The organism is Gammaproteobacteria bacterium, assembly GCA_016712635.1.
Classification (GTDB): Bacteria; Pseudomonadota; Gammaproteobacteria; order SZUA-140; family SZUA-140; genus JADJWH01.
In genome coordinates this window covers 1-21,158 of sequence record JADJQS010000005.1, presented here as the reverse complement: position 1 = coordinate 21,158, position 21,158 = coordinate 1, and the positions used below count along the sequence as shown (strand labels likewise).

The 21,158-nt window shown below is 60.8% G+C and carries 22 protein-coding genes and 3 pseudogenes; 20 read left to right on the top strand and 5 right to left on the bottom strand.

Translation table 11 applies throughout. The features are described 5' to 3' along the window. The first annotated feature begins 128 nt into the window (after positions 1–128). Positions 129–1,187: a hypothetical protein gene (locus IPK65_06905; protein MBK8162863.1), complete on the top strand. Its 1,059-nt coding sequence runs from the start codon at positions 129–131 to the stop codon at positions 1,185–1,187. A 133-nt stretch (positions 1,188–1,320) separates the two neighbouring features. Next, a complete protein-coding gene (locus IPK65_06900; protein ID MBK8162862.1) occupies positions 1,321–1,554 on the top strand; it encodes a hypothetical protein in 234 nt (77 codons plus the stop codon). 635 nt (positions 1,555–2,189) lie between these two features. On the opposite strand, the gene IPK65_06895 is transcribed toward IPK65_06900, so the two are convergent. Then, positions 2,190–2,342: a hypothetical protein gene (locus tag IPK65_06895; GenBank protein MBK8162861.1), complete on the bottom strand. Its 153-nt coding sequence runs from the start codon at positions 2,340–2,342 to the stop codon at positions 2,190–2,192. Between IPK65_06895 and IPK65_06890 the strand changes: the two are divergent. The 3 genes and pseudogenes from IPK65_06890 to IPK65_06880 all read left to right on the top strand — a co-directional run bounded on the left by IPK65_06890 (position 2,316) and on the right by IPK65_06880 (position 4,075). Beyond that, positions 2,316–2,531 (top strand): annotated as a pseudogene (locus IPK65_06890) (YjbH domain-containing protein). The gene IPK65_06895 and the pseudogene IPK65_06890 sit on opposite strands and share 27 nt — an antisense overlap. A 34-nt stretch (positions 2,532–2,565) precedes the next feature. Then, positions 2,566–3,192, top strand: coding sequence for a YjbH domain-containing protein (locus tag IPK65_06885; GenBank protein MBK8162860.1), 627 nt, complete (start codon positions 2,566–2,568; stop codon positions 3,190–3,192). Further along, entirely contained in the window at positions 3,167–4,075 is a 909-nt protein-coding gene (locus IPK65_06880; protein ID MBK8162859.1) for a YjbH domain-containing protein, read from the top strand. The genes IPK65_06885 and IPK65_06880 overlap by 26 nt, the downstream gene beginning before the upstream one ends. A gap of 116 nt (positions 4,076–4,191) precedes the next feature. Here IPK65_06880 and IPK65_06875 read toward each other — a convergent pair whose 3' ends face one another. The 3 genes from IPK65_06875 to IPK65_06865 form a co-directional block, all read right to left on the bottom strand. Further along, positions 4,192–4,863, bottom strand: coding sequence for a hypothetical protein (locus tag IPK65_06875; GenBank protein ID MBK8162858.1), 672 nt, complete (start codon positions 4,861–4,863; stop codon positions 4,192–4,194). Between the two features lie 109 nt (positions 4,864–4,972). Further along, positions 4,973–6,883, bottom strand: coding sequence for a DUF4038 domain-containing protein (locus tag IPK65_06870; GenBank protein MBK8162857.1), 1,911 nt, complete (start codon positions 6,881–6,883; stop codon positions 4,973–4,975). Continuing rightward, a complete protein-coding gene (locus IPK65_06865; protein MBK8162856.1) occupies positions 6,840–7,244 on the bottom strand; it encodes a DUF4038 domain-containing protein in 405 nt (134 codons plus the stop codon). The genes IPK65_06870 and IPK65_06865 overlap by 44 nt, the downstream gene beginning before the upstream one ends. Positions 7,245–8,147: 903 nt before the next feature. On the opposite strand from IPK65_06865, the pseudogene pabB reads away from it, so the two are divergent. The 6 genes and pseudogenes from pabB to IPK65_06835 all read left to right on the top strand — a co-directional run bounded on the left by pabB (position 8,148) and on the right by IPK65_06835 (position 13,612). Continuing rightward, a pseudogene (gene pabB / locus IPK65_06860) lies at positions 8,148–10,368 on the top strand (aminodeoxychorismate synthase component I). A 136-nt stretch (positions 10,369–10,504) separates the two neighbouring features. After that, a complete protein-coding gene (locus IPK65_06855) occupies positions 10,505–10,756 on the top strand; it encodes a chorismate mutase (protein MBK8162855.1) in 252 nt (83 codons plus the stop codon). 49 nt (positions 10,757–10,805) lie between these two features. Beyond that, complete coding sequence (locus tag IPK65_06850) at positions 10,806–11,708, top strand: prephenate dehydrogenase/arogenate dehydrogenase family protein (GenBank protein ID MBK8162854.1); 903 nt, start codon at positions 10,806–10,808, stop codon at positions 11,706–11,708. A gap of 136 nt (positions 11,709–11,844) precedes the next feature. Beyond that, complete coding sequence (locus tag IPK65_06845; GenBank protein MBK8162853.1) at positions 11,845–12,192, top strand: hypothetical protein; 348 nt, start codon at positions 11,845–11,847, stop codon at positions 12,190–12,192. Then, on the top strand, positions 12,182–13,075 hold the full coding sequence (locus IPK65_06840; GenBank protein ID MBK8162852.1) for a hypothetical protein: 894 nt from the start codon (positions 12,182–12,184) through the stop codon (positions 13,073–13,075). Before IPK65_06845 ends, IPK65_06840 begins: the two co-directional genes overlap by 11 nt. A gap of 84 nt (positions 13,076–13,159) precedes the next feature. Continuing rightward, positions 13,160–13,612: a hypothetical protein gene (locus IPK65_06835; protein ID MBK8162851.1), complete on the top strand. Its 453-nt coding sequence runs from the start codon at positions 13,160–13,162 to the stop codon at positions 13,610–13,612. A gap of 75 nt (positions 13,613–13,687) precedes the next feature. Here IPK65_06835 and IPK65_06830 read toward each other — a convergent pair whose 3' ends face one another. Further along, positions 13,688–14,734, bottom strand: coding sequence for a nucleotidyltransferase family protein (locus tag IPK65_06830; protein ID MBK8162850.1), 1,047 nt, complete (start codon positions 14,732–14,734; stop codon positions 13,688–13,690). Positions 14,735–15,108: 374 nt separating this feature from the next. Here IPK65_06830 and IPK65_06825 point away from each other — a divergent pair, with 374 nt between their 5' ends. The 9 genes and pseudogenes from IPK65_06825 (at position 15,109) to IPK65_06785 (ending at position 20,416) form a co-directional block, all read left to right on the top strand. Beyond that, positions 15,109–15,369 carry a PqqD family protein gene (locus IPK65_06825; GenBank protein MBK8162849.1) on the top strand — a complete coding sequence of 87 codons (261 nt, stop codon included), beginning with the start codon at positions 15,109–15,111 and terminating at the stop codon, positions 15,367–15,369. Between the two features lie 24 nt (positions 15,370–15,393). Further along, positions 15,394–15,702 carry a hypothetical protein gene (locus IPK65_06820; GenBank protein MBK8162848.1) on the top strand — a complete coding sequence of 103 codons (309 nt, stop codon included), beginning with the start codon at positions 15,394–15,396 and terminating at the stop codon, positions 15,700–15,702. A 48-nt stretch (positions 15,703–15,750) separates the two neighbouring features. After that, positions 15,751–16,434, top strand: a complete 684-nt coding sequence (locus IPK65_06815) for a hypothetical protein (GenBank protein ID MBK8162847.1) — start codon at positions 15,751–15,753, stop codon at positions 16,432–16,434. Positions 16,435–16,821: 387 nt separating this feature from the next. Continuing rightward, positions 16,822–17,580: a polysaccharide biosynthesis/export family protein gene (locus IPK65_06810; GenBank protein MBK8162846.1), complete on the top strand. Its 759-nt coding sequence runs from the start codon at positions 16,822–16,824 to the stop codon at positions 17,578–17,580. 89 nt (positions 17,581–17,669) lie between these two features. Further along, a pseudogene (locus IPK65_06805) lies at positions 17,670–17,990 on the top strand (SLBB domain-containing protein). A 136-nt stretch (positions 17,991–18,126) separates the two neighbouring features. Then, positions 18,127–18,759, top strand: a complete 633-nt coding sequence (locus IPK65_06800; protein MBK8162845.1) for an SLBB domain-containing protein — start codon at positions 18,127–18,129, stop codon at positions 18,757–18,759. Further along, positions 18,746–19,042: an SLBB domain-containing protein gene (locus IPK65_06795; protein MBK8162844.1), complete on the top strand. Its 297-nt coding sequence runs from the start codon at positions 18,746–18,748 to the stop codon at positions 19,040–19,042. Before IPK65_06800 ends, IPK65_06795 begins: the two co-directional genes overlap by 14 nt. Positions 19,043–19,622: 580 nt before the next feature. Continuing rightward, positions 19,623–20,054: a hypothetical protein gene (locus IPK65_06790; GenBank protein MBK8162843.1), complete on the top strand. Its 432-nt coding sequence runs from the start codon at positions 19,623–19,625 to the stop codon at positions 20,052–20,054. A 218-nt stretch (positions 20,055–20,272) separates the two neighbouring features. Further along, the gene (locus IPK65_06785; GenBank protein MBK8162842.1) at positions 20,273–20,416 is read left to right on the top strand and encodes a hypothetical protein; all 144 of its coding nucleotides are present in this window, start codon (positions 20,273–20,275) and stop codon (positions 20,414–20,416) included. Positions 20,417–21,158: the final 742 nt, after the last annotated feature.

Sequence of the window (21,158 nt, the reverse complement as noted above, 5' to 3'; positions counted from 1 at the left end):
ATCCTGTCCATGGACCGTTCCACGTTTGCGATCCTGGCGGCGGTGGTCATAGTGCTTGGCGTCTATGCCATCGTCCTGCCGGATCGATTCATGGGGATTCCGACTCGGTATCGATGCCCGGGGAGGAAATGGAGGCGGCATCGGGCGAGGCGGGCACGGATTCTATCCCTGCGCCGGTCAACGGCAACGTCATGCGCGATACGGCGGAGCAGGCGGCTTCGAGTGAGGTGTTCAGTCCCTTCGCTGCCATCCCCGATCCGTCGACGGCCGATGCCGGCGAAGACAAGAAGCCCGCGGTATCACGAGGTTCATCGACTGATGCCCGGCGCGAGACCGGTTCCACGGGTAATGAGCCAGTAGACAGGCGCGCTCCGAATACGGCCGCATCGCGTGCTGAGGCGCGCCAGCCGGCGGTGATCCCGCCGGGAGGACAGGGGGCCGGCGGCGAAAACAGAACCGTGCAGAATTCCCCGGCGCGGCCTGCGGCTGGCGGATCTGTGGTCCGTTCAGAGCCGGTCGTGGCAGCGAGCGCCAAGCCGCCGGTCGAGTCTCCGGCTGTCGCGAGCGCGCCGCGCCGTCCAGGAAACTTGAATCCTGCGCCAGACACTGCTCGAGGACAAACCCGCGGCGAGGGCGGGCGCTGTCGCAATACCGGGGTGGTGACCGTGCCGCGCGATGACGCCGCCGCGAAGATTCCTGCCCGGGCGTCGATAGCTCCGTCCGCGCCTGCTGTCCCCAGGGTTGATGGTGTACAGACAAGTGATCCAGCAGTAATTGCGAGTGTCGCCCCGGTCCAGGCGTCGCGCAACGGCGAAGCCATCACGATTCAGGAGCTGGATCGCCTCGCGGAGACGTTCTCCCGGGCCTATGAAGCGGGCGACCTCGACACGCTGGTGGGCCTCTTCTCCGAGGATGCGCGGACAAATGACCAGAGCAGCAAGTCGGGCATTGCCGCGGATTATCGCGAGCTGTTTCAGATCAGCGAGACGCGCAAGTTCACCATCAGCCGCCTCCGCTGGGAGCAGGACAAGCGCGGTGACGGCCTGAAGGGGGAGGGGGATTTCCAGGTCGACGTGGTGCTCAAGAGCGATCAGAGCGTTACGACGGTACAGGGCAAGGTCCTGTTCCATGTGCGGCGCGGACCGGACGGCATCCTGATTACGGAAATGCTGCATACCTATAATTGATGTCCCGGGCGGTATGGCGCCACTCCCTGTGGCGGGAGCGCGGGCGAGCCGGTATGATGAGGGACGAAATTTCCAGTAGTCCGCCTGCCGCCAATGACAATTGGGCGCGGGTCTGCCGTGGGAGAGGGAGATCATGATTCTGCCAAGATCCAGCCTGAATCTGGGCCTGTGCCTGATGCTGGCCTGTCCGCTTGCTGTGCATGCACAGGACCTGTCGCCGGGGGCGGCTGACACTGCGGGTATGACCCCCGTGCCGCTGCAACTGGCCGCGGCCATCGGCATCGTGAAACCGGCGCAGGATGCGGCTCCGGTCCCGCCGCCGGAAGTCTCCGCACCTCCGCCGTCGAGCCTCCTGCCGCCGTGGTAGCGCCGGAGCCCGCACCCGAAGTGCAACAGGCGCAAATCCCGGTGGAGACGCCGACGTCGGTGAAGAGGGCGACCCGCACCGTGACGACGAAGCAGGTCCTGATTGGGGCCGGCATCGCCGTTCTGCTGGGCGCCGTGGCCGGCGGAGGCGGAGGGGGCAGCTCCAGCACGCCTTCCCACTGATAATTGATAATTGGGGACAGATTTATTTATTCGTCCCCCGGTTCCCCGCGAATCAATCCATCCCCGGCTGTTCCCACCGCATGCAAAGGGGGACAGATTTATTTTCTGTCCACAAGTGCGTCTCCGAGCCCCTCTCCAGACCGTGGTTTCTCTGCCGAGGGGACAGATTTAATAACCTGTCCCCGGATCCCAGGTCTCGAAGGGGGCAGATTTATTACTCAGTCCCCATGTTCTCGCTATAGAAAATAAATCTGTCCCCGATTTTGGTCATGGCGCTCGCGCTTGTCTTCCCCGGGGAGGTGAGTGCCGAGCCTGCGGTGCTGGGTCAGACCGGATTGATCAACATGCCCGACGCGCGCCTGGAGCGGGACGGGTCGTTTCGGCTCGGCTTTAGTAATTTCGATCCGTATTCGACGCTGTGGAGCAGCGACGGTGCTGCCGAGGCTGGAACTGTCAGCGCGCTATACCACGATCGACAATATCTCCGTCTTCGAGGCGGGGGACAACGTCGGCAATTTCCGCGACAAGGCCTTCGATGCCAAGCTGGTCCTGTTTCCGGAGACCGCGCATATCCCGCAACTGGCGGTGGGTGCGCAGGATTTTCACGGCACCCGCCTGTTCTCGGCGGAGTTCGTCACCCTCAGCAAACGCATCGGCGCACTCGACTTCACGCTGGGCTACGGCAGCGACCGGCTCGACGGCGGCTTCGGCGGCCTGCGTTATCAGCCTGCCTGGGCCAGGAACCTGGGCCTCGTCGTCGAGTACGACGCCAACGACTACCGCCGCGATCGCCGAGGCTGCATCGTCGGGTGCGGCGGAGCGTGCGGGTGTGGCTACCTATGCGCTGGAATACCGCTATGGCTGGCTGGGCACGCAGCTCTCCTGGCAGGATGGCGAGGTTGGCGCCAATATCCACGTGACGGTGCCGCTGATGGAGCGGGAGTTCATCCCCAAGATCGACGAGCCGCCGCCTGCCCGGGTGAGCCTGCCGCCGGCACCGCTCGCGGACTGGCGCGTCGATGCGCGCTACAGCGGCGCAATCGAGGATGCGCTGCGCAGCGAAGGGTTCCGGAATCTGCACGTCATGCTGTACGGCAGGACGCTCAGCGCCAGCCTCACCCATCCCTGCATCTCCTCTGTGCGGTGCATCATCAGCCGCGCGGCGCGTATCCTGGTGCAGGCCGGTCCGCAGGATCTGGCATCGGTTACGGTCACCTGTACCGAGAACGACTTACCCGTGGTTACCTATGTATTTCGCGACATCCCTCGGCTGCGGGAATATTTCGCCGGGACCGTGTCGTGGGACCAGGTGGAGGCCGGTGTCGATGTGATTTATGCCGAAGCGGCGATCGAAGAGGCGCCGCACGCCGTCCGGCCTGACGCCTCCACGGGGGCTGGAGTCCGCCCCGGGCGGGGAGGATGCAGCGCCTGTGCAGGCCATCAATCTCATCGGTGACGACGACGGGCGCCACGATCAGGACGAGTTCCAGCTAAACCCGTTCAACCTGCGATTTCTGTTCAATATCACCCGCACGGATCCGGGCCGGGCGTTTCATTATGACGTGTTTTCGCTGCTCAGCTACCGCAGACACCTCGGGCACGGTTTGTTCTTCTCCACTTCCGGCCGGCTCCAGTTGTATGAGGATGTCAGCGACGTTTCCGCGCAATCCGACAGCCTGCTTCCGCATGTCCGCTCGGACGTCGCCGAGTACAAACAGGGCGGCCGTCTGCGGCTCGATTCGCTGTTGGTCAACAAGTATCTGGATCTACCGGGGCGGATGAGCGCGCGCCTGTCCGCGGGTTATTACGAAGAGATGTTCGCGGGCGCGGGCGGACAACTGCTGTATCCGTCGCGCGATGGCCGCTGGGCGCTTGATCTGATGGTGGACGGGCTGCGGCAGCGCGAGCCGGGCGATAATTTCGCCTTCCGCGACTATTCGGTGCTGACCACGCTTGTATCCGGTCATTACCGCCTGCCGTGGTACGGCCTGACGGCGACGGTGCGGGCCGGCCAGTTCCTCGCCCGTGACGACGGGATCCGCTACGAGCTGAATCGCCGCTTCCGCTCCGGGGTCGAGATCGGGGCGTGGTACAGCATAACCAACGGTCACGATATCACCGGTCCGGGCAGCCCGGACGATCCCTACCGCGACAAGGGCGTATATCTGACAATCCCGCTCAGTTCCATGCTGACCATGGATACCCGGGAAACGGCGCGGCTCTCGCTGTCCCCCTGGATGCGTGACGTGGGCGAGATGGTGGTGCCGCCGGACGATCTGTATCGGCTGATGGAGCGAGGTGCAATGTCGGACGACTTGAGTCCCCTGCCGATGAAATGACGGGGACTGCTGATTCAGGACAGTATTCCTGGTGAAGGACAGATTTATTCAGCGGACGAAAAAAAAACGGGGACAGATTTCAAATCTGTCCCCGTTTGCGGTCCCCTTTCGCGCGTTTATTCTATTTGAAACCAGTCCACGTGCATGTACGAGGCGGCTGACAGCAGATTTTTGTTCCTAGTGTTACGCAGCGTAATGGTGTGCTGGCCTGAGGGCAGACCCGAGATCTGGTAGGCCACGACCTGATTTTCAGGGTTCGCCACGTAGCCATCCCACGAGGCCTGAAAGACGCCGTCGAGATAGATCTCGTATATGCTGGCCCCCGGACCTTTCCTGGAATACAAACGAATACCTGTCCCATTGAACGTCAACGATGCCGTCGCCTGGCGATCGAAGGTCACGGCCATTGTTCCGTCCTGGCCGGCGCCGGACATAATCTCGTGAGTCCAATCCCCGGCATAGACAATGACATCATCGGTACTGTCGATGACCCGTCGTTGGTGAACTTCGAACCAGTCCACGTTCATGTAGGTAGCAGCGGACAATTCGTTTTTGTTGCTTGTATTCCGGACGGTGATCGTATGCTCTCCTTGAGAAAGACTGGTATTCTCGTAGGCCAGAGCGACATATTCCTCATCGGTGGCATAACCGTCCCACGATGTCTGGTAGACGTCATCGATGTAGATCTCGAACCTGCCTGTACCCGGACCTTTGTGAGAATAAAAACGGATACCCGTCCCGTTGAACGTCAGCGATGCTGTCGCCTGGCGATCGGAGGTCACGGCCATGGTTCCCTCCTGGCCGGCGCCGGAGAGGATCATATGAGTCAACTGCCCGGTATAGATAATGGCGTCATCTGTATTGTCAACGATGACCGTAGATGAGGCGACACCGGGATCATTGTCTCCGCCGACCGGTCCCGGATCCGTACCGGGATCCGTTCCCGGGTCTGTGGATGGATCCGTACCATGGATCCGTGCCGGGATCCGTTTCCGGGTCTGTGGATGGATCCGTACCGGGATCTGTTCCTGGGTCTGTGGATGGATCCGTACCGGGATCCGTTCCAGGGTCAGTGGATGGATCCGTACCGGGATCCGTTCCAGGGTCAGTAGTCGGATCCGAGCCCGGATCGGCGCCGATTAGGCCAGGGGCGCCAAAGGCCTGAGATGTGTCGTCCAGTACCAGAACCCAATCGCTGATATTCGGATTGCCATTGGACGGCGGCGGTGTGAATGCCTGTGTCAGGGCGCTGACCGGATAACTGGCAAAGGGTCGGCTGTCCTGTGTGCCCGCACTGTTGTAGACCCTGCCATCTCTCGGGTTGTACCACCAGGCGTTGACTCGGCTGCCCGAGAACGGTCTCAGGTTGATCGCCGCGCTCATATCCGACCGCGGAAAATAGATGAAGGCGTAATTCCCTGAGGATGAGCCACCCCCCTGCACATGTTCAGCAGGTATGGCTGTATTGGCTGTCTGTCCGGTGGCCAGGCTGGCGCTCAGCACTAGCCCGGTTCCGTTCCTGCGATCGAGCGGAGGCCGTGACAGGATAAGATTCTTCAGGAACCCCATCTGTTTGCCGGCCTCGTTATTGCGCACGAGATCCAGCCAATTGCTGTCACCCATGCCGTTGAAAAAGTACACGCCCTCGGCACCGTAGGTGAAGCCGAAGCCCCCGGCGAGTACGGAAGTCCAGGCTGCAGCACGAAGATTGCGCGGGATGGTAGCGTTTATATTCCCGCGGTTGGCGCCTTCATACACACTTTCGCCAAAGAATGTGGGCCTGGCCGGTATTCGCGCCCAATCGCTGGCAATGCTGGTGTAGTGATCCCTGAATGACCAGGACTGATTCTGGCTCAAGGTCAGCCAGCGATCATCGGGGAACCAGGCTCTGCTATTGGCGCTTTGACCACCGCCCGCCGGATGCCAGGTCATGATGATGCGGTCCCACGCAGGGTGGTCCTGATTGTATGTCGCAACTTCGCCGGTCACGCCCTGAAGCCATCCTTCGGCCTGGGCGCGCCAGTACGGTCTTTGATCGGGAGCATTGACGCAAGGGTTCGGGCTCAGTTCGGAACGTACTGCGTTCTTGTCCTGGCCTCCGCTGAAGATCAGATTCGGTTTGTCTTTCCAGCGGTTTCCCAGCCAGGCAGCGAAACTGTGCGCCTGATTCGGAGTCAGATGCATGGGTGAGTAGTTGGAGGTTTCGGGATCATTTGATGGGAAGGCGCAGGTCACTGCATTGTCGAGTGACTGCCCAAGCCCGCGTATGGAAACATATAAGCCATAATCGGCTGCGGTATCGATAATCCAGTCAAGATAGCTGAAGTATGCCTCGTTCGGACGATTGATGCTGGGTGAGCCGGCGGATGCCGAACCGGTAAATCCCCAGTGTGCCCAGTCCAGTGTCCCTTCGCTGGTAAGATTTACTGCCGCGGGAGCAGGCGCCGTCCTGCCACCGAGGGCTGCTCCTGAATTATCTTCCTGAAGCGTGGCTGCCTGGATATTAATGGAACCGTTCTGACCATAATCATCCAGTAAGATGTGACGTACGATCAACGCTTGGTTGTTTGCGCCAGCTCGATAGGTGATGGTGACTACGTCATTGCTCGCCTGATTGTTGGGGCCGGTATCGATAGTGGTCGTATATGGCGCAGTACTGCCGTCCGTGACGGTTGCCGTGATCCTGCTGCGGGAATTTACGCCGCCCACGTAGAGTCGCAGTGTTCGCGTTGTGGCATCGGCGGGTAGTGAGAACATATAGCCGTTATTGCTGCCTGCAAATGTAGTCAGAGTATTCGTGTTGGACACTCGTTGGGTCCAGCCCGTCAGTCCACGAGTAGCTCGTTGAATCCGCCGGGCTCGCGGGGATGGCTTGTCCAATCGGCGATATATGGCTTATATGCGCGACTGCTCCAGTCTTGCGCTCCAGGCCGGGGCATGGCACGGGCACACCGTTTGAATCTGTAAACGGGTAATTCCCGGCGTTATCGCACATGCTGTAATTCGGAAAAAGATTCCCGATCGAAATTACGTTGAATCCCTGAGCACTGCGTTCCTGGAAGTACAGCCTGATCTCATTTTGATTGCGTCCGAACAGGCTCCAGGCGGTATCCCCGAGCCAGAAAAACGGCTCCTGTCGCCTTGTTGTACAAATGGCGACCGGAAGAATCTACGCCTAAAACCGGATCGGCTGAGGCAGGGCTGATGAAGGGAACGAAATGACCGCGGTCAATGCAATAAGTAGTTTGCGCATAGGTAATGCACGCTCCGTAGTGATCCAATATATAGATCCGTGGATCTATATATATGAACGGGATTGTCGGGTGTTCGTGTTGCCCGGTTTGCCTGAGTTCACCCTGGAATAGATCCGCGGGTGTCCTCGGCTTGTGGTTCGTCTTTCTAGCGGACTCAGACGATGTGTTTACTGGATGAATTACTAGTCTGTGTCATATAGATGACAGTCGGAGTCCAGAATTGGTTCCAGAGTGGTGAAGTTTTAATATAAATGACTTTAGATACCATAGGCTGAGACGCAAAGTGTGTCTGCGAATTATAAGAATGCGGCTATATCTGCTTCATAGTGTGAGTAATACTTCGTTAAACCATCACGCTGACCAGGATGGATCAGTTCGTCATGCGAAATTGATATAGAAGCTTCGAAGCATTCACACGAGTAAGAGTCGATGTAGTAAGTGAATCGTCTTTTCCGAAAAGATACTGTGTGAGTGATTGCGGATTCGTAGATGCCTGCGTGGTTCATTTCCCGAATTTGTCGACGTCCTGATCCTGTCAAATTCCTGATGTGGAAGAACGCGAACGATGATTGGCTGGCTGCCACACGCCGGTGCCCCGCTGTTCAACAGCGGAGGGGCAGGCGATGCTTGGTAGGGTGAGCGCAAGCTGCAATATCCGGGGTGCTGCGGATAAAGTCGGATCGTGGGTCCCTGTACGGTCATCATCCATGTTAAAGCGTGATGATTGCCAGTCGATATACCTGATGGGGAAGTCATTTATACCATCTGGATTATGTCAGGACCTGAATGCGCCACCGCATTTGGGTGCGGGTGCGCTCATGAAAACGCTACTGATCGACAACTACGATTCGTTCACCTTCAACCTCTACCAGTTGATCGCCGAGGTGAACCGCGTGCCGCCGGTCGTGGTCAGGAACGATACCGCCGCCGGGTCGGAGATCCGCCAGCTCGATTTCGACAACATTGTCATTTCCCCCGGACCTGGCCGGCCGGAACGGCCGCAGGTTTCGGCATTTGCGCCGAGGCGATTCGCGAGAGTTCCGTTCCGGTGCTGGGAGTGTGCCTGGGCCACCAGGGCATCGGCCATCTGTTCGGCGGCAAGGTGGATTACGCCGACCGCGTCATGCACGGCCGCCCGAGCCTGATCCATCACACCGGCCAGGACGTCTTCAAGGGTATCCCGTCACCATTCACCGCCATCCGCTATCACTCGCTGCACGTCGCCGAACTCTCCGACGAACTGGAGAAGCTCGCCTGGACGGAGGATGGCATGCTGATGGGCCTGCGCCACAAGACGCGCCGGATCTGGGGCGTGCAGTTCCATCCCGAATCGATCTGTTCCGAGTACGGCCACCAGATCCTGGAGAATTTCCGCGCGCTCACGGCCGAATTCCTCAAGCAGAACCCGCCGCGCCGGCGTGTTACCGATACAGGGACGGCAAAACGATGCCCGGACAGCTTCGACATCGTGCCGCACGGGAACAGCGCCGACCGGGATCCGGTCAGCCTGGGCCGGGGTGAGATCAACGGCCGGCCATTCAGGATATTTCATCGCCGCGTGCCCATGCATCTGAACGCCGAGCAGGTGTTCGTGAACTTCTTCGCGCACTCCACGCCCAATTTCTGGCTTGACAGCGCACTGGTGCGCGGCTTCTCCCGCTTCTCCTACATGGGCGACGCCAGCGGGTCCGCATGCGGAATGCGGTCAGCTACAGCCTGCCGGAGCGCAAGGTGACGGTGACTCGCCGTGGCCAGGATGAGGTCTTCAGCGAGAGCATCTTCACCTATCTGGATCGTATGCTGCACGAGCGGCACGCAGTGGTGGAGGGACTGCCATTCGATTTCAACCTGGGCTACGCCGGCTATCTTGGCTACGAGCTGAAGGCCGATTGGCGGCGCGACCGCGGCGCACCGGGCGTCAACGCCGGATGCCGCCTTCGTATTCGCCGACCGCATCATCGCCTTCGATCACGAAGAGAACATCGCCTACCTGGTCTGTCTTGACGATGAGGATCACGCGGACCGCGCCCGGCAATGGCTGAACGACATGCAAGCAAAGCTGAAGAAGTTGCCGGCGGTGAGGCCGTGGAGGCGGGCGCCAGTGCCGCGGATGGTCGCGCAGACCGCGCGGCATTCGCCGGAAGAGTATCTGCAGCGCATCCGGGAATGCCAGCAGGAGATCAAGCACGGCGAATCCTACGAGATCTGCCTGACCAACATGATCACGCAGCACGTGACAATCGACCCTATGAACACCTACCGCGCGCTGCGCGAGAGCAACCCGGCTCCGTATGCGACCTATCTGGAATTTCCCGGGCGTGGCTGTCCTGAGTTCCTCGCCGGAACGCTTCCTGACCATCGGCCCCAATGGCACGGTCGAGTCCAAGCCGATCAAGGGTACGCGTCCGCGCGGCAAGACGCCTGAGGAAGATGAGCGCATCTACCAGGACCTGCGCGAGAACGGGAAGGACCGTTCCGAAAAATTTGATGATCGTTGATCTCCTGCGCAACGATCTCGGCACGGTATCCGACGTCGGCAGCGTATATGTATCGAATATTTTCTCCGTGGAGAGCTACGCGACGGTGCACCAGCTTGTGAGCACGGTCCATGGCAGGTTGCGCCGCGGCATTTCCCCGGTACAGTGCGTACAGGCCGCATTTCCCGGTGGATCGATGACCGGGGCCCCGAAGAAGCGCAGCATGGAAATCATCGACAGGCTCGAGGGAGGGCCGCGCGGCATCTACTCGGGATCCATCGGGTTTTTCGGCCTCAATGGCAGCGCCGATCTCAGCATCGTGATCCGCACCATCGTCGTGACCCCGGAAGATGTCACCGTGGGTGTCGGCGGTGCCATCATCGATCTGTCTAATCCGCAGGAGGAGCTCGAGGAAATGTTATTGAAATCAAGGGCGCTGGTCCATGCACTGGCGGTGTCGGCGCTGGATGACGGCAGAGCCAGGCGGCGCTGTGAGCATGCGCCTCGCTGCGGCTGGAATAATAGGCGCGCCTGGCTGGAGGTTGATCAACCGCCTGGCTGAACTGTCAGTGCAGATCGGAGCGGATCATCGGAGTTACGGGATCCCGTCTCCAGGGAAATGACAAACCAATCCCGGCCGTGCCAGGACAGATGACAGGATAAAATGATGGAACAGCTCGCTCCCATATCGGGAATCAATTGATGCAATTGATGAGCAGATCATCGAGCTGCTCGGACGGCGTTACTCCGTATGCCGCGATGTCGCCCGTCTGAAGAAGGCGAGCGAAATCCCGATGATGCAAAGCGGCCGGGTGGAACAGGTCAAGCAGCGCTGCGCCGCGCTGGCGGAACGCCATGGCGTAGACCCTGGCTTTGTCCGTGAGCTGTATACCCTGATCATCGACGAGGCCTGCCGGATCGAGGATCGCATCATCGACGCCAGCGACTAGCTCACGCCGCCAATCCGATTATATATTCACAGATGCCTTCGAGACCTCCATGAACAAGCCGAATCTTCCTGCGATCAGCGCCGTAGTTCTGGGCGGCAATGGCGCCCTGGGAGCGCTTTTCTGCGCGAAATTCGCCGGTGACGGGATCGCGACCACGTCGATCGATATCGCGCCCGCGCCGCCGGCGCGGCAACGCGATGTCGCTTGCATCGCCTCCGACGTACGCGCGTTGTCAGAAGAGGCGGAGCGTGTCCTCTCCGGTGCGGACTGGGTCGTCGCGGCGCTGCCCGAGGGTGTCCTGCTCGAGACCTGGCAGGCCATTGTCAGCCTGATGAAACAGGGGGCGCTCTTCGTCGACACGCTGTCGGTCAAGCTGCCGCTGGCGACTGCCATGGCCGGCCGGGTGCCGCGAACCATTGAGCAGCTCAGCATTAATCCGATGTTTGCCCCATCGCTGGATTTCGTGAACCAGAGCGTTGCGGTAGTCGAGGCGAGCCGCGGTGTACAGGCGGACCGTTTCCTCCGGCTGACGCAGCAATGGGGCGCCACCCTGCACATGCTGAGCGCGGAGCAGCACGACCGCTGTGCAGCCGCTCTCCAGACGGCGACCCATGCCGCGATCCTTGCCTTCGGCATGGCGATGCGCCGGCTTGATTACGACGTAGAGGCCATGCTGCCGGTCATGACGCCGCCGCATCGGGCGCTCCTGTCCCTGCTGGCGCGCATCCTGAGCGCCAGCGCGGAGGTGTACTGGGACATCCAGACGCACAACACCTTTGCGGCGGACGCCAGGCAGTCGCTCGCGGAAGGGCTGCGCGAGCTGACGGAGGCGGTCGAGGGCGGTGACCAGGACCGGTTCCGGCGCCTGCTGGCAGATCTGCAGGCCATGCTGGGAAAGGAGCGACTGGCAGAGTTCAATGAGAGGCAGCGCGCGCATGTTCCGCTGTGGTGACAAATGATCGCGGTTGCCGGTAAAGCCGGCATGGGCTCTGTCGGGATGCCGGAGAACCAGATCGGGTTTCCGGCACGCAAACCTGTGGTTTCGCATGTTGGATGTGCCCCTTGCACGGCGTGCTGTCGGGTGAACCATGGCTAAATTGCTCCTGGTCGCTCACCGTGATCGCGTCAGGCGCCCGGATCCCGCGCTGTTCCACCGGCTGTCGCGCGCGCTCATTCCGGATAATATCGAGCCTTACCCGCCGCTCATCTTGCATGAACCAGGACTCGATATCGGTGTGTTCAACCCGAACAGCGCAGTCCTCGTGCAGAATTCCAGCGTCTGCCTGGGTTTTCTCGTCGACACCGGCGGTGAGTGGTGGCGGACTCTGGCGCCGCGGCCGGACGGATCGTATGCGCTGTTTCGTTCAGATGACCGTCGCGTCGAACTGGTCAGCGATGCCTGCGCCTCGCGCACTCTGGTATGTGATGACGGATGACCTGTTCGTGGCGTCGACCTCACAGCGCGCAATTGTGACCGCGCTGGGCAGTTATCGCCCAAACCGGGATGCCATCGCATGGATGCTGTCGGCGGGTAATCTCGGCCCGGGCCTCTCCTGGGACAGCCGCATCAGATGCCTGCCAGGAAATTCTCGCGTGGTATTGGATCGCGACTCATGGTCCTTGAAGGAGATCGTGGAGCGGATCGAATTTGCACCGCGTCACGCGCCGGACCGCACGCACCGGGATGAATTTATCAGGGCGCTGCGCGAGGTATTCGGCAAGCTTCGCATTGATAGTGAGACATGGAATCTTATGTTGTCGGGCGGCCTTGACAGTCGTTGCATCCTGCTGATGCTGGAGAACAAATCGGGTCTGCGCAGTGTCACCTGGGGGCTGGCCTCCGCACAACAGGAGCCAAAAAGCGATGCGGTGGTGGCGCGTAAGCTGGCCGATCACTTTGGCATCGCCCACGAGTATTTCGCCACCGACATAGCTGCGGAAAGCATCAGTACGGTGTTCGATCGCCTGCTGGTGGCCGGCGAGGGACGCACAGCCACTTTGTCCGCCTACATGGATGGTTGCCGGATATGGGGCCAATTGTTCTCTTCCGGAATAGATGGCGTCATCCGGGTGATGTCGTGTTCAGTCCCTATCGGGTGTATTGCGAACAGGATGTTCGCCGCATCGATGGCGCCATGTTTCTGCGTGATTACGACAACCTCGCGCGTTTCGACAGCCTCTTCGGCGAAAGCCAGTACTGGCCGGAGCATTTACATCGGCGTGAGAGCGAGACATTATCGACCTGGCGCGATCGCCTCACCTCACGAATACCGCTGTCCGGTTATCTGGGCCGCGTTGAACGACATCAAGAGCGCCTAGTCGAGGTAATGAATCCGCTGTTGTCGCGCCGCATACTGGATGTCATCGTCGCCCCTGCCGGATCATCTGCGCGACGGCCGCTCAATGTACAGCGAGATCATCCGTGACCTGAGCCCGAAGATCGATTTCGCCGAGCATAATGCGATTGAAAATACGGCGGGTATTCTCGCATCGCCGACAGTCGTCCGTCATCTGTGCGAGTCGCTGGAAAGTGAGGACGCGAGGGCTTTGCTGTCCAATGAACTGATCGCGCAGGTGCTGAATGGCGTCGCGATTTCGCCGGTCAGGCGTGCGCCGCGCAGCCACATAATTCCAAAGTCTGTCATGTGGCTGGTCCCGGAGAGGTTGCGGATGTACAAGAAGCGGATGACACAGCCCAGGTCTCTGGACAACAATCTGCTCGCCCTGCGGGCCTACATCGTCGTGGCGATGGACCGCCGCCTGAAGGCGGACGCCTGTGCCTTCGTGTCAAAGAGCAACTTTCAAAAGTCTGTTGTTCCCGCGAACGCAAAAATACAATCCGGCACTAGTCGATAACCAGTAAATTCTCCGCCAGTTCTTCTCTCGATGCGGTCGGGCATGAGGATAGCCGGTTCTGGTTTCCCTTGCGTTCTAACCGATGCGTTGTTTCATTTTCTGGTAACCCTTGCGCAAAATCAGGCCGCATATGCGCGCTGCTCTGGCGGCGGGTCGCAGAAAATCAAGTCCGCGTGGTAGCGGCGTGTCGTCAGCACGCAGAGCCTCCGGTACGAACCGCCGCAGCGGTATGTGAAGCAGCCGGTATGACAGACGCTGCAGCGGAGTGTCGATGAGCGTCATGAAGTAGTCGTCGGTGGAGTCGAAAAGATATAAGAGTCGTCTGTGGCTGATGAATGTGCCTTCGTCAGGACGATGATCGAATAGTTGCAGTATCAGTTCTTGCGCCGCACGATCATTTTCCATCGTCCTGCGGTTGTCACCGCCCAGGGCTGCCATATCGTACAGCGCGGCCACCACCCTAAGCGCTGTCCTCACCATGCGCTCGCAACGCAATTCCCGTGCGCGCGTGAACAGCGCAGACCTGTTGAGCCCGGGATGACTGCTCAGAAATTCGTGGATGTCGCAATAGGGATAGAGTAGCTGGTTCCAGTATTCCTTGGTGGCATTGACGCACAGGATGATGAGCAGATCTTCGGGGCTGAATGCCGGCAGAGACTGTCCGCCAATAAAGATCCCGGATGCATTCTCCAGAATCTTGTCCGCGCGTATACCCAGTTCGCGCGGCGGTATACCCCAGTGCAGGTCAATGCTGACCTGGCGCTGCTCGTGCCATAGACCTGACTGCAAGTATTGCACCTCGGCCAGGTCAGTCAGCGTCGGGGAGAATCCGTCGGCGAGCAGCAGATCCTTCACCCGCGTGAAATCTCTCTGGCCGACCAGGATGTCGATATCTCCGCATTTCCGGATGCCCAGATCCTGGTAGACCATCTGATTGAGGGTCAGTCCCTTGAAGATGGCAAAGCGGATACGGCATGTACTCAGTTGCCTGGCGACGCGTAGCATTTCCCGCAGTAGCACCAGATTGCCGTGGGTGCCTGCTAGGGCGTTTGCCCGCAATTGTGTCAACAACTGTTCCGGTATCGCTTCGGGCAATTGCCGTTTGATCGTTGCATACACCATGGCGCCGACTCGATGTTGCAGCGCGATAGCTCGACCATACGTCCCCAGTCGACATGCTGCGCCAGTTTGTGTGCTTCCCTTTGCAGGGGCGGGGCTATTTCCCGCCGGGCGCAGATCAGCATCAGCCTCTCTTCCGGGGAGGGCGACCACGGGGCGGTGTCCATTGCGGCGGTGGGTGGGTGCATGGCTGGGTGGTTTATAATTCTATAAATTTCAATAGTAAAGATTCGAAGCGTTGACCGCTTCGACATTTCTGCACTACGGCGCGAAGCGGTCTTTTGGCATGTTGCTGGCAGGCCAATTATATGTTGATCGGTCTTTGCTGCCTAAGCTATTATCATACCTGCGGTATTTCTGGGGAAAGTTGCTGTCTGATGCGGTACAAGCAGCGTGAGAGCCTGACGGTTCGAGCGGTTGATGATGAATTTCTGATCCTGGATCTGGAGAGTAACCAGATACATCAACTCAATTCTTCCGCGAGTTTCATCTGGGAGTTGTGCGAGGGCGGTATCACGGCGGATCAGTTGGCGGAGAAATACGCCGCGCATTATGAGATCGGGTCAGATGCCGCCATGACCGACGTGAAGCAGGTGACCGAACAATTGTGTGATATGGGCCTGTTAGAGGTCGCGTGATCGAATCGGGGACGGGTTAATTCCTTGCTGCGGAAAGCAGTGGTCAATTTAACTGAGGTAATGGCCATGAGCGAAATTCATAGTGATTCCAGACGTAGATTCCTCAAGAAATCGGCTTATGTCGTGCCGGTTGTCATAACCATGCATGCAGCGCCTTCTCTGGCGGGACACGGTTCGCCGAGATCCGACAAAGACAAGGACAAAAAAGACAAGGACTACGAGAAGGTCGGATACAAGAGCAAGGACAAGGACATGGGTTACGACAATAACAAGAACAAGCGCAACAACAATAGCAATTCCAGATCAAGAGGCAGAAGTCGGGGCAACGATTAAGGTCTCATATATCGTGCTGAACCCACTCTGCACGCTTGTTTCTGACATTTGAACACACTCCGGTTTCACATCCTGGGGGTTGAGATAAGGGTCCGCTGTGCGGACCCTTATTCTTATAAGCTGCTGCTGAAGGGTTACAGCGCCTTTGTCACCGACTCGGACATCGAGCCGGATCTCGAGTACATCATCCATCCCCTGGACGCTCCGCGCTTCGAACTCCGGTTCAACGGCCAGCCAGCCGAGGCGGCGGAGGACGAATACGAGCTGCTCTACTTCTTCGAGAAGCACATGACCATGGAGGTGCAGAAGCGGCGCCAGGATCTGCTCTTCATGCACGCGGCGGCGCTCGAGTTCGGCGGGCGCGTACTGATCCTGGTAGCCCCCTCGGGCAGCGGCAAGTCGACCACCACCTGGGCGCTGATCAACAACGGCTTCCATTATCTGAGCGACGAGCTCGCCCCGATTCATACTGAGACCCTGCGGGTCCATCCGTATCCCCACGCGCTGTGCCTGAAGGCGGTCCCGCCCGATCCCTTCGGCCTGCCCGCGGAGACCCTGCAGACCTCCTACACGCTGCATGTCCCGGTGGAGTCGTTTCCGGGCGAGTTGTGCCGGGAACCGGCGCCGCTCGAGGCGATCTTCTTCCTGGGTTACGACCTGGAGATCGGCGCGCCGCGGGTGAGTCCGATCTCCAGGGGCGAGGCCGGCGCGAGGATCTACAGCAACGCCTGAACCCGCTGGCACACGACCGCTACGGACTGGATGCGGCGGTCAAGGTGGCGGGACACAGCCGCTGCCTGGAACTTGTCACCAGCGACCTGCAGAAGACCTGCGACCTGATAAAATCCACGCTGCAGAATTCAGGGCAGGCCTGAGAAATACTTCATTCCCGTGCGCGCGGGCATGACCTGAATCCTGTTTTGCAGTGATTCCTGCCTTGAAGCTTCGCGGTGGAATGCGCCGTGCGGCGGATGCTGGGCCATAAACAGGCGGATCTGCTATTGTTTCGCGGTGATTACCGCTTAGACTCCCTGTTCGTGCCGCGGATCGTCTGGTGCCGGTGCGCGGGCGAGCCGTAAGGGATGTAATGAGGGTGAAATGATCGATCGACGGTCTTGCATGCGCATACTCGTGATTGCCATTCTGTGTCTGTGCGCAGCGCTGGGGCAGGCCGCCGAAGGCCTTCCCGGTGCGGAGCAGTTTAAGCAGCAGTTCCAGCAGATGTCCCCGGAGCAGCGCCAGGCGGCGGTGCGCGCCCTCGGAGCGCAACCCGAGCCTGCGGTGGCGGTGGAGATGCCCGCGCCGTTACAGACCGAAAGTGTGCCGCCCGCGCCTGACGGGCGCGTCGAAACCGGCGCCTTGCGCCTTCGCGCCGGCGATACGCTACTGCTGGGCCTGCAAACGCCGCCGGCCTCGCCAGATCGACTTCCTGCCACGGAGAAACGACTCTACCTGCTGGATCATGCGAGGGCGATCGTGCTGCCGGACGCAGGGCGCATCATGCTCGCGGGGTTGAGCGAGCGGGAAGCGGTCGAACGCCTGTCGGTCGAGCCCGCGCTCGCGGGGCGTGTGGTTTCCCTGCAGTTGCTGCCGGTCGAACCCGAGCTGAGACAGTTCGGTCTGGATCTGTTCCGCAGCGCCCCCAGCACCTTCGCCCCCGCCGGCAATATCCCGGTGCCCGCCGATTATGTCATCGGTCCGGGCGACAGCGTGATCGTCCAGCTCTTCGGCAAGGATAACAGCCTGCATGAATTGACCGTCACCCGCGATGGTGCGCTGCTGTTTCCGGCATCGGCCTGCTGTCGGTCGCGGGGCTCAGCTTTTCCAGGATGCAGGACGAGGTACAGGGTCGCGTGCAGCGCCAGCTCAGCGGCGTGACAGCCTCCGTGACGCTGGGCCGCATCCGTTCCATCCGTGTCTTCGTGCTGGGCGATGCGGAGACTCCCGGCTCGTACCTGGTGAGCGGGATGTCCACACTGACCAACGCCCTGTTCGTGAGCGGCGGCGTCAAGCCGTTCGGCAGCCTGCGCGATATCCAGCTCAAACGGAGCGGCAGGCTCGTATCCAGGCTCGATCTCTACGATCTGCTGCTGCGCGGCGATACGAGCGGTGACGCCCGGCTGCTGCCGGGCGACGTGATTTTCGTGGCGCCGGCCGGGAGGCAGGCCGGGATCGCCGGCCAGGTGCGCCGCCCCGCCATCTATGAGCTGAAGGATGAGAATACCGTGGGGGACCTGATCGATCTGGTAGGGAGGACTTCTGCCGGAGGCGTATCCGAGAAAGGCGCGGATCGAACGTATCGGCGCCGATCACCGGAGGGTCCTGCTCGACATCGATCTGATGCAGCCGGCAGGAAGGCCGACCGCGCTGCAGGACGGAGACGTGGTCAGGATTGTCTCCGTCCTGGACCGGGTCGCGCACGCTGTGTCCCTGACGGGGCACGTCAACCGGCCTGGCGAATATCAATGGTTCCCCGGCATGCGCCTGACGGATCTCCTGCCGTCCATGGCGGAACTGCAGCCCAGGGCGGACGCGCAGTATCAGCTCATCGTGCGCCGGGATCCGGCCAGCCGCGACATCCAGTTCATCGATGCCGACCTCGCGGCGGCGCTGCAGGACGCGAATCCGGCGGACGACCCCGAGCTGCAGTCGGAGGATGAGGTCCGGGTCTTCGCGCTCGACGAGGACCGCAGCGCGGCGATCCGGCCGCTGCTGGTGATGACCGAGAGGCAATCCTCGCCGGGAAGACCGCTGCACATTGTCAAGATCGACGGCACGGTGCATTACCCGGGACAGTATCCCCTTACCCCCGGGATGAAGGTGAGCGATCTGCTGCGCGCGGCGGGCGGGCTGACGGATCGCGCCCATACGCTCGCGCTGGAGCTGACCGGTCACAGCGTCGTCGAGGGCGAGCGCCGCGAAATGTCGCGCCATGACATCGATCTCGCCGCGGTGCTGGACGGCGCCGTCTCGGAGGACATGGTGCCCGGCCGCCTACGACCAGGTGGTCGCACGGCGCATTCCGAGCTGGGACGAGGCGGGGATGATCGAGCCTAAGGGCGAGGTGCGCTTTCCGGGCAACTACCCGGTGGCGCGCGGAGACAGGCTGTCCGAGGTCATCCGCCGCGCGGGCGGATTGACGCCGGAGGCTATCCCCGCGCCGCGGTGTTCCTGCGCGAATCGGCGCGCCTGCGCGAACAGGAATCCATCGACCAGCTTGCGGTCAGGCTCGAGCACGAACTGGCGAAGGTCGCGCCGGAGGAGGACGAGAAATCCACCGTCGAAGGCGAGCTTCTGCTCAGGCAGATCCACGCCGCGCAGGCGACGGGCCGCATGGTGATCGATCTGGAGCAGTTGTTGCGCGACGAGGGCTACGACATCGTCGTCAACACGGGCGACCGGCTGTATATCCCGCAGAAGCCCGGGGAAGTGACCGTGATCGGCGAAGTATACAACCCGACGTCGCACCTTTATAATCCGAAGCCGATCGCGATGACTATATCCGCCTCAGCGGCAACGTCACCGAGAGCGGAAACAAGAAGGCGATCTACGTGGTCCATGCCGATGGATCGGTGAGTCCCGACGGCGGCTGGCTCGACGGGGGCATCGTCATGGGACCGGGCGACACGGTCGTGGTGCCCATGAAGCTTGAAACGTCCCAGCGGGCCTCAAGCCGATCACGAGCGTCAGCCAGATCCTGTACCAGCTCGCACTCACTCGCGCCAGCCTGGACGTCGTCGGCGTATTCTGATCCCCGGTCCGCCCTGGTCGCAGGGCTCCGGGCGCGCGGCGACATACTCTGGACGCGGCTTGATGGACGACAAAACCCCCCAACGCTTTCCGCCGCCCGGCCTCTACCGCAACGATGACGAGGAGATCGACCTCGCCGATATCTGGCGCGCCCTCGCCGCCGGCCGCGGGTGATCGGCGCCATCACGTCGGTGTGCATCGCCGCTGCGGTGGCTGTCGCATTCCTGATGACCCCGGTGTATCGGGCCGAGACCCTGCTCGCCCCCGTCGAAAGCTCCGACAAGTCGGCCAGTCCCATCCTGCAGTTCGGCGCGCTGGAGGGTTTTGCCGGTATCGGCTGGGCGGCGGCAGCGGCGGCGATTCGCCGGAGGCGCTGGCTACGTCATCGCGCGTTCTTACCGCCGATGCCTTCATCAGGAAGAGAAACTCATGCCTGTCCTGTACGCCGATCGCTGGGATGCCGCGCGCAAGGGTGGAAGGAGGGTGAAGAGCCGCCCACGGCGTGGGGATGCCTACCGGCTGTTCGATCGCAATGTGCGGTTCGTGAACAAGGACGTCAAGACGGGTCTGGTGACGCTGGCACTCGAATGGCGGGATCCTGACTCCGCGGCGCTGTGGGCCAACCGACTGGTGTAGCGCATCAACGCGGAACGGCGCGCAGAGGCGATCCGCGAGGCGGAGAACGAGTATCTCCCACCTGGAAGGAGCAGCTGGCCGAGACGAGCCTCGTCGAGGATGCAGCAGGCGATCTACCAGCTCATCGAGTCGAAGATCAGGAAGATCATGGTGGCGAAATCGTTTCGACGAGTACGCCTTCAGGGTGATCGATCCCTCCGTCCCCCCGCAGGAATACTCCTCACCCAGGCGTGTACCGATCATCATCCTCGGTATCGTGTTCGGCCTGATCGTATCGGCGGTCGTCGTCCTCGTCCGGTCGAGGTTCGCCGGGGCCTCCCGCGGCTGAACGGATCGCTTCCCGGCCGTCGCCTGATACAGGGAGCTTCGCTGCCTGTATGTGCCGCCGTGTCGGCGCAACTTGCTGACTTTTTAAATATTTGACTGTCGAAAAGGCCTGCTGCGGGGGGAGCCCGCATGTCTCCCGTGCGGGAGAATCACCTTTGGCCCGGCAACGTTTTTTCATGGGAAATGATTGTGTTATCCTCGAGGCTCTCGGAGGGTCCTATTCTCGTCAAGGGTTATGGCAGAAGTGTCCCGACAGAGGATACCGGTCCAATCGTCTCGCAAATTAGGCGGGTACAACTATATTGGATTTCGGCCAAGATGCGCGGTGATGTTCGGTGGGGTGTGGCGGGTGGTAATGTCGCTGGGCGCGGGAGTGCTTTCGCCGCGTTCGAGGGCGGTGATGCCGCCGCAGGTGAAGCTTAAGTCTGCCCTGTGCGCGGCTGTCACGGCGGGGACGGCAACAGTCCGGCCGCTGATTTTCCGTAAGCAAGTACCTGGGCGGGCCAGTATGCAGGGCGTACATCGTAAAGCGGTCAGATTTCCAGAACGGCGTACGCGCCAATAACGACATCATGGCCGGCATGGCGGCGACGGTGGCGAGCGTGGAATACGCCAAGGACATCGCGGCCTACCGAAAGCAAGCAAGAAGATGGCGAAGGACCCTCTGGTCCCGGTCAACGCCGGATCTGGGCTAAGAAGGGTGAGAAGTTGTTCAACGAAGGCAATATGAAGTCCGGCGTCTA

Coding starts and splice junctions, on each gene's coding strand:
- IPK65_06905 (MBK8162863.1), top strand. CDS start 129: ATGGAGGCGGCATCGGGCGAGGCGGGCACGGATTCTATCCCTGCGCCG.
- IPK65_06900 (MBK8162862.1), top strand. CDS start 1,321: ATGATTCTGCCAAGATCCAGCCTGAATCTGGGCCTGTGCCTGATGCTG.
- IPK65_06875 (MBK8162858.1), bottom strand. CDS start 4,863: ATGGCCGTGACCTCCGATCGCCAGGCGACAGCATCGCTGACGTTCAAC.
- IPK65_06850 (MBK8162854.1), top strand. CDS start 10,806: ATGAACAAGCCGAATCTTCCTGCGATCAGCGCCGTAGTTCTGGGCGGC.
- IPK65_06845 (MBK8162853.1), top strand. CDS start 11,845: ATGGCTAAATTGCTCCTGGTCGCTCACCGTGATCGCGTCAGGCGCCCG.
- IPK65_06840 (MBK8162852.1), top strand. CDS start 12,182: ATGACGGATGACCTGTTCGTGGCGTCGACCTCACAGCGCGCAATTGTG.
- IPK65_06835 (MBK8162851.1), top strand. CDS start 13,160: ATGTACAGCGAGATCATCCGTGACCTGAGCCCGAAGATCGATTTCGCC.
- IPK65_06830 (MBK8162850.1), bottom strand. CDS start 14,734: ATGGTGTATGCAACGATCAAACGGCAATTGCCCGAAGCGATACCGGAA.
- IPK65_06825 (MBK8162849.1), top strand. CDS start 15,109: ATGCGGTACAAGCAGCGTGAGAGCCTGACGGTTCGAGCGGTTGATGAT.
- IPK65_06810 (MBK8162846.1), top strand. CDS start 16,822: ATGCGCATACTCGTGATTGCCATTCTGTGTCTGTGCGCAGCGCTGGGG.
- IPK65_06795 (MBK8162844.1), top strand. CDS start 18,746: ATGATCGAGCCTAAGGGCGAGGTGCGCTTTCCGGGCAACTACCCGGTG.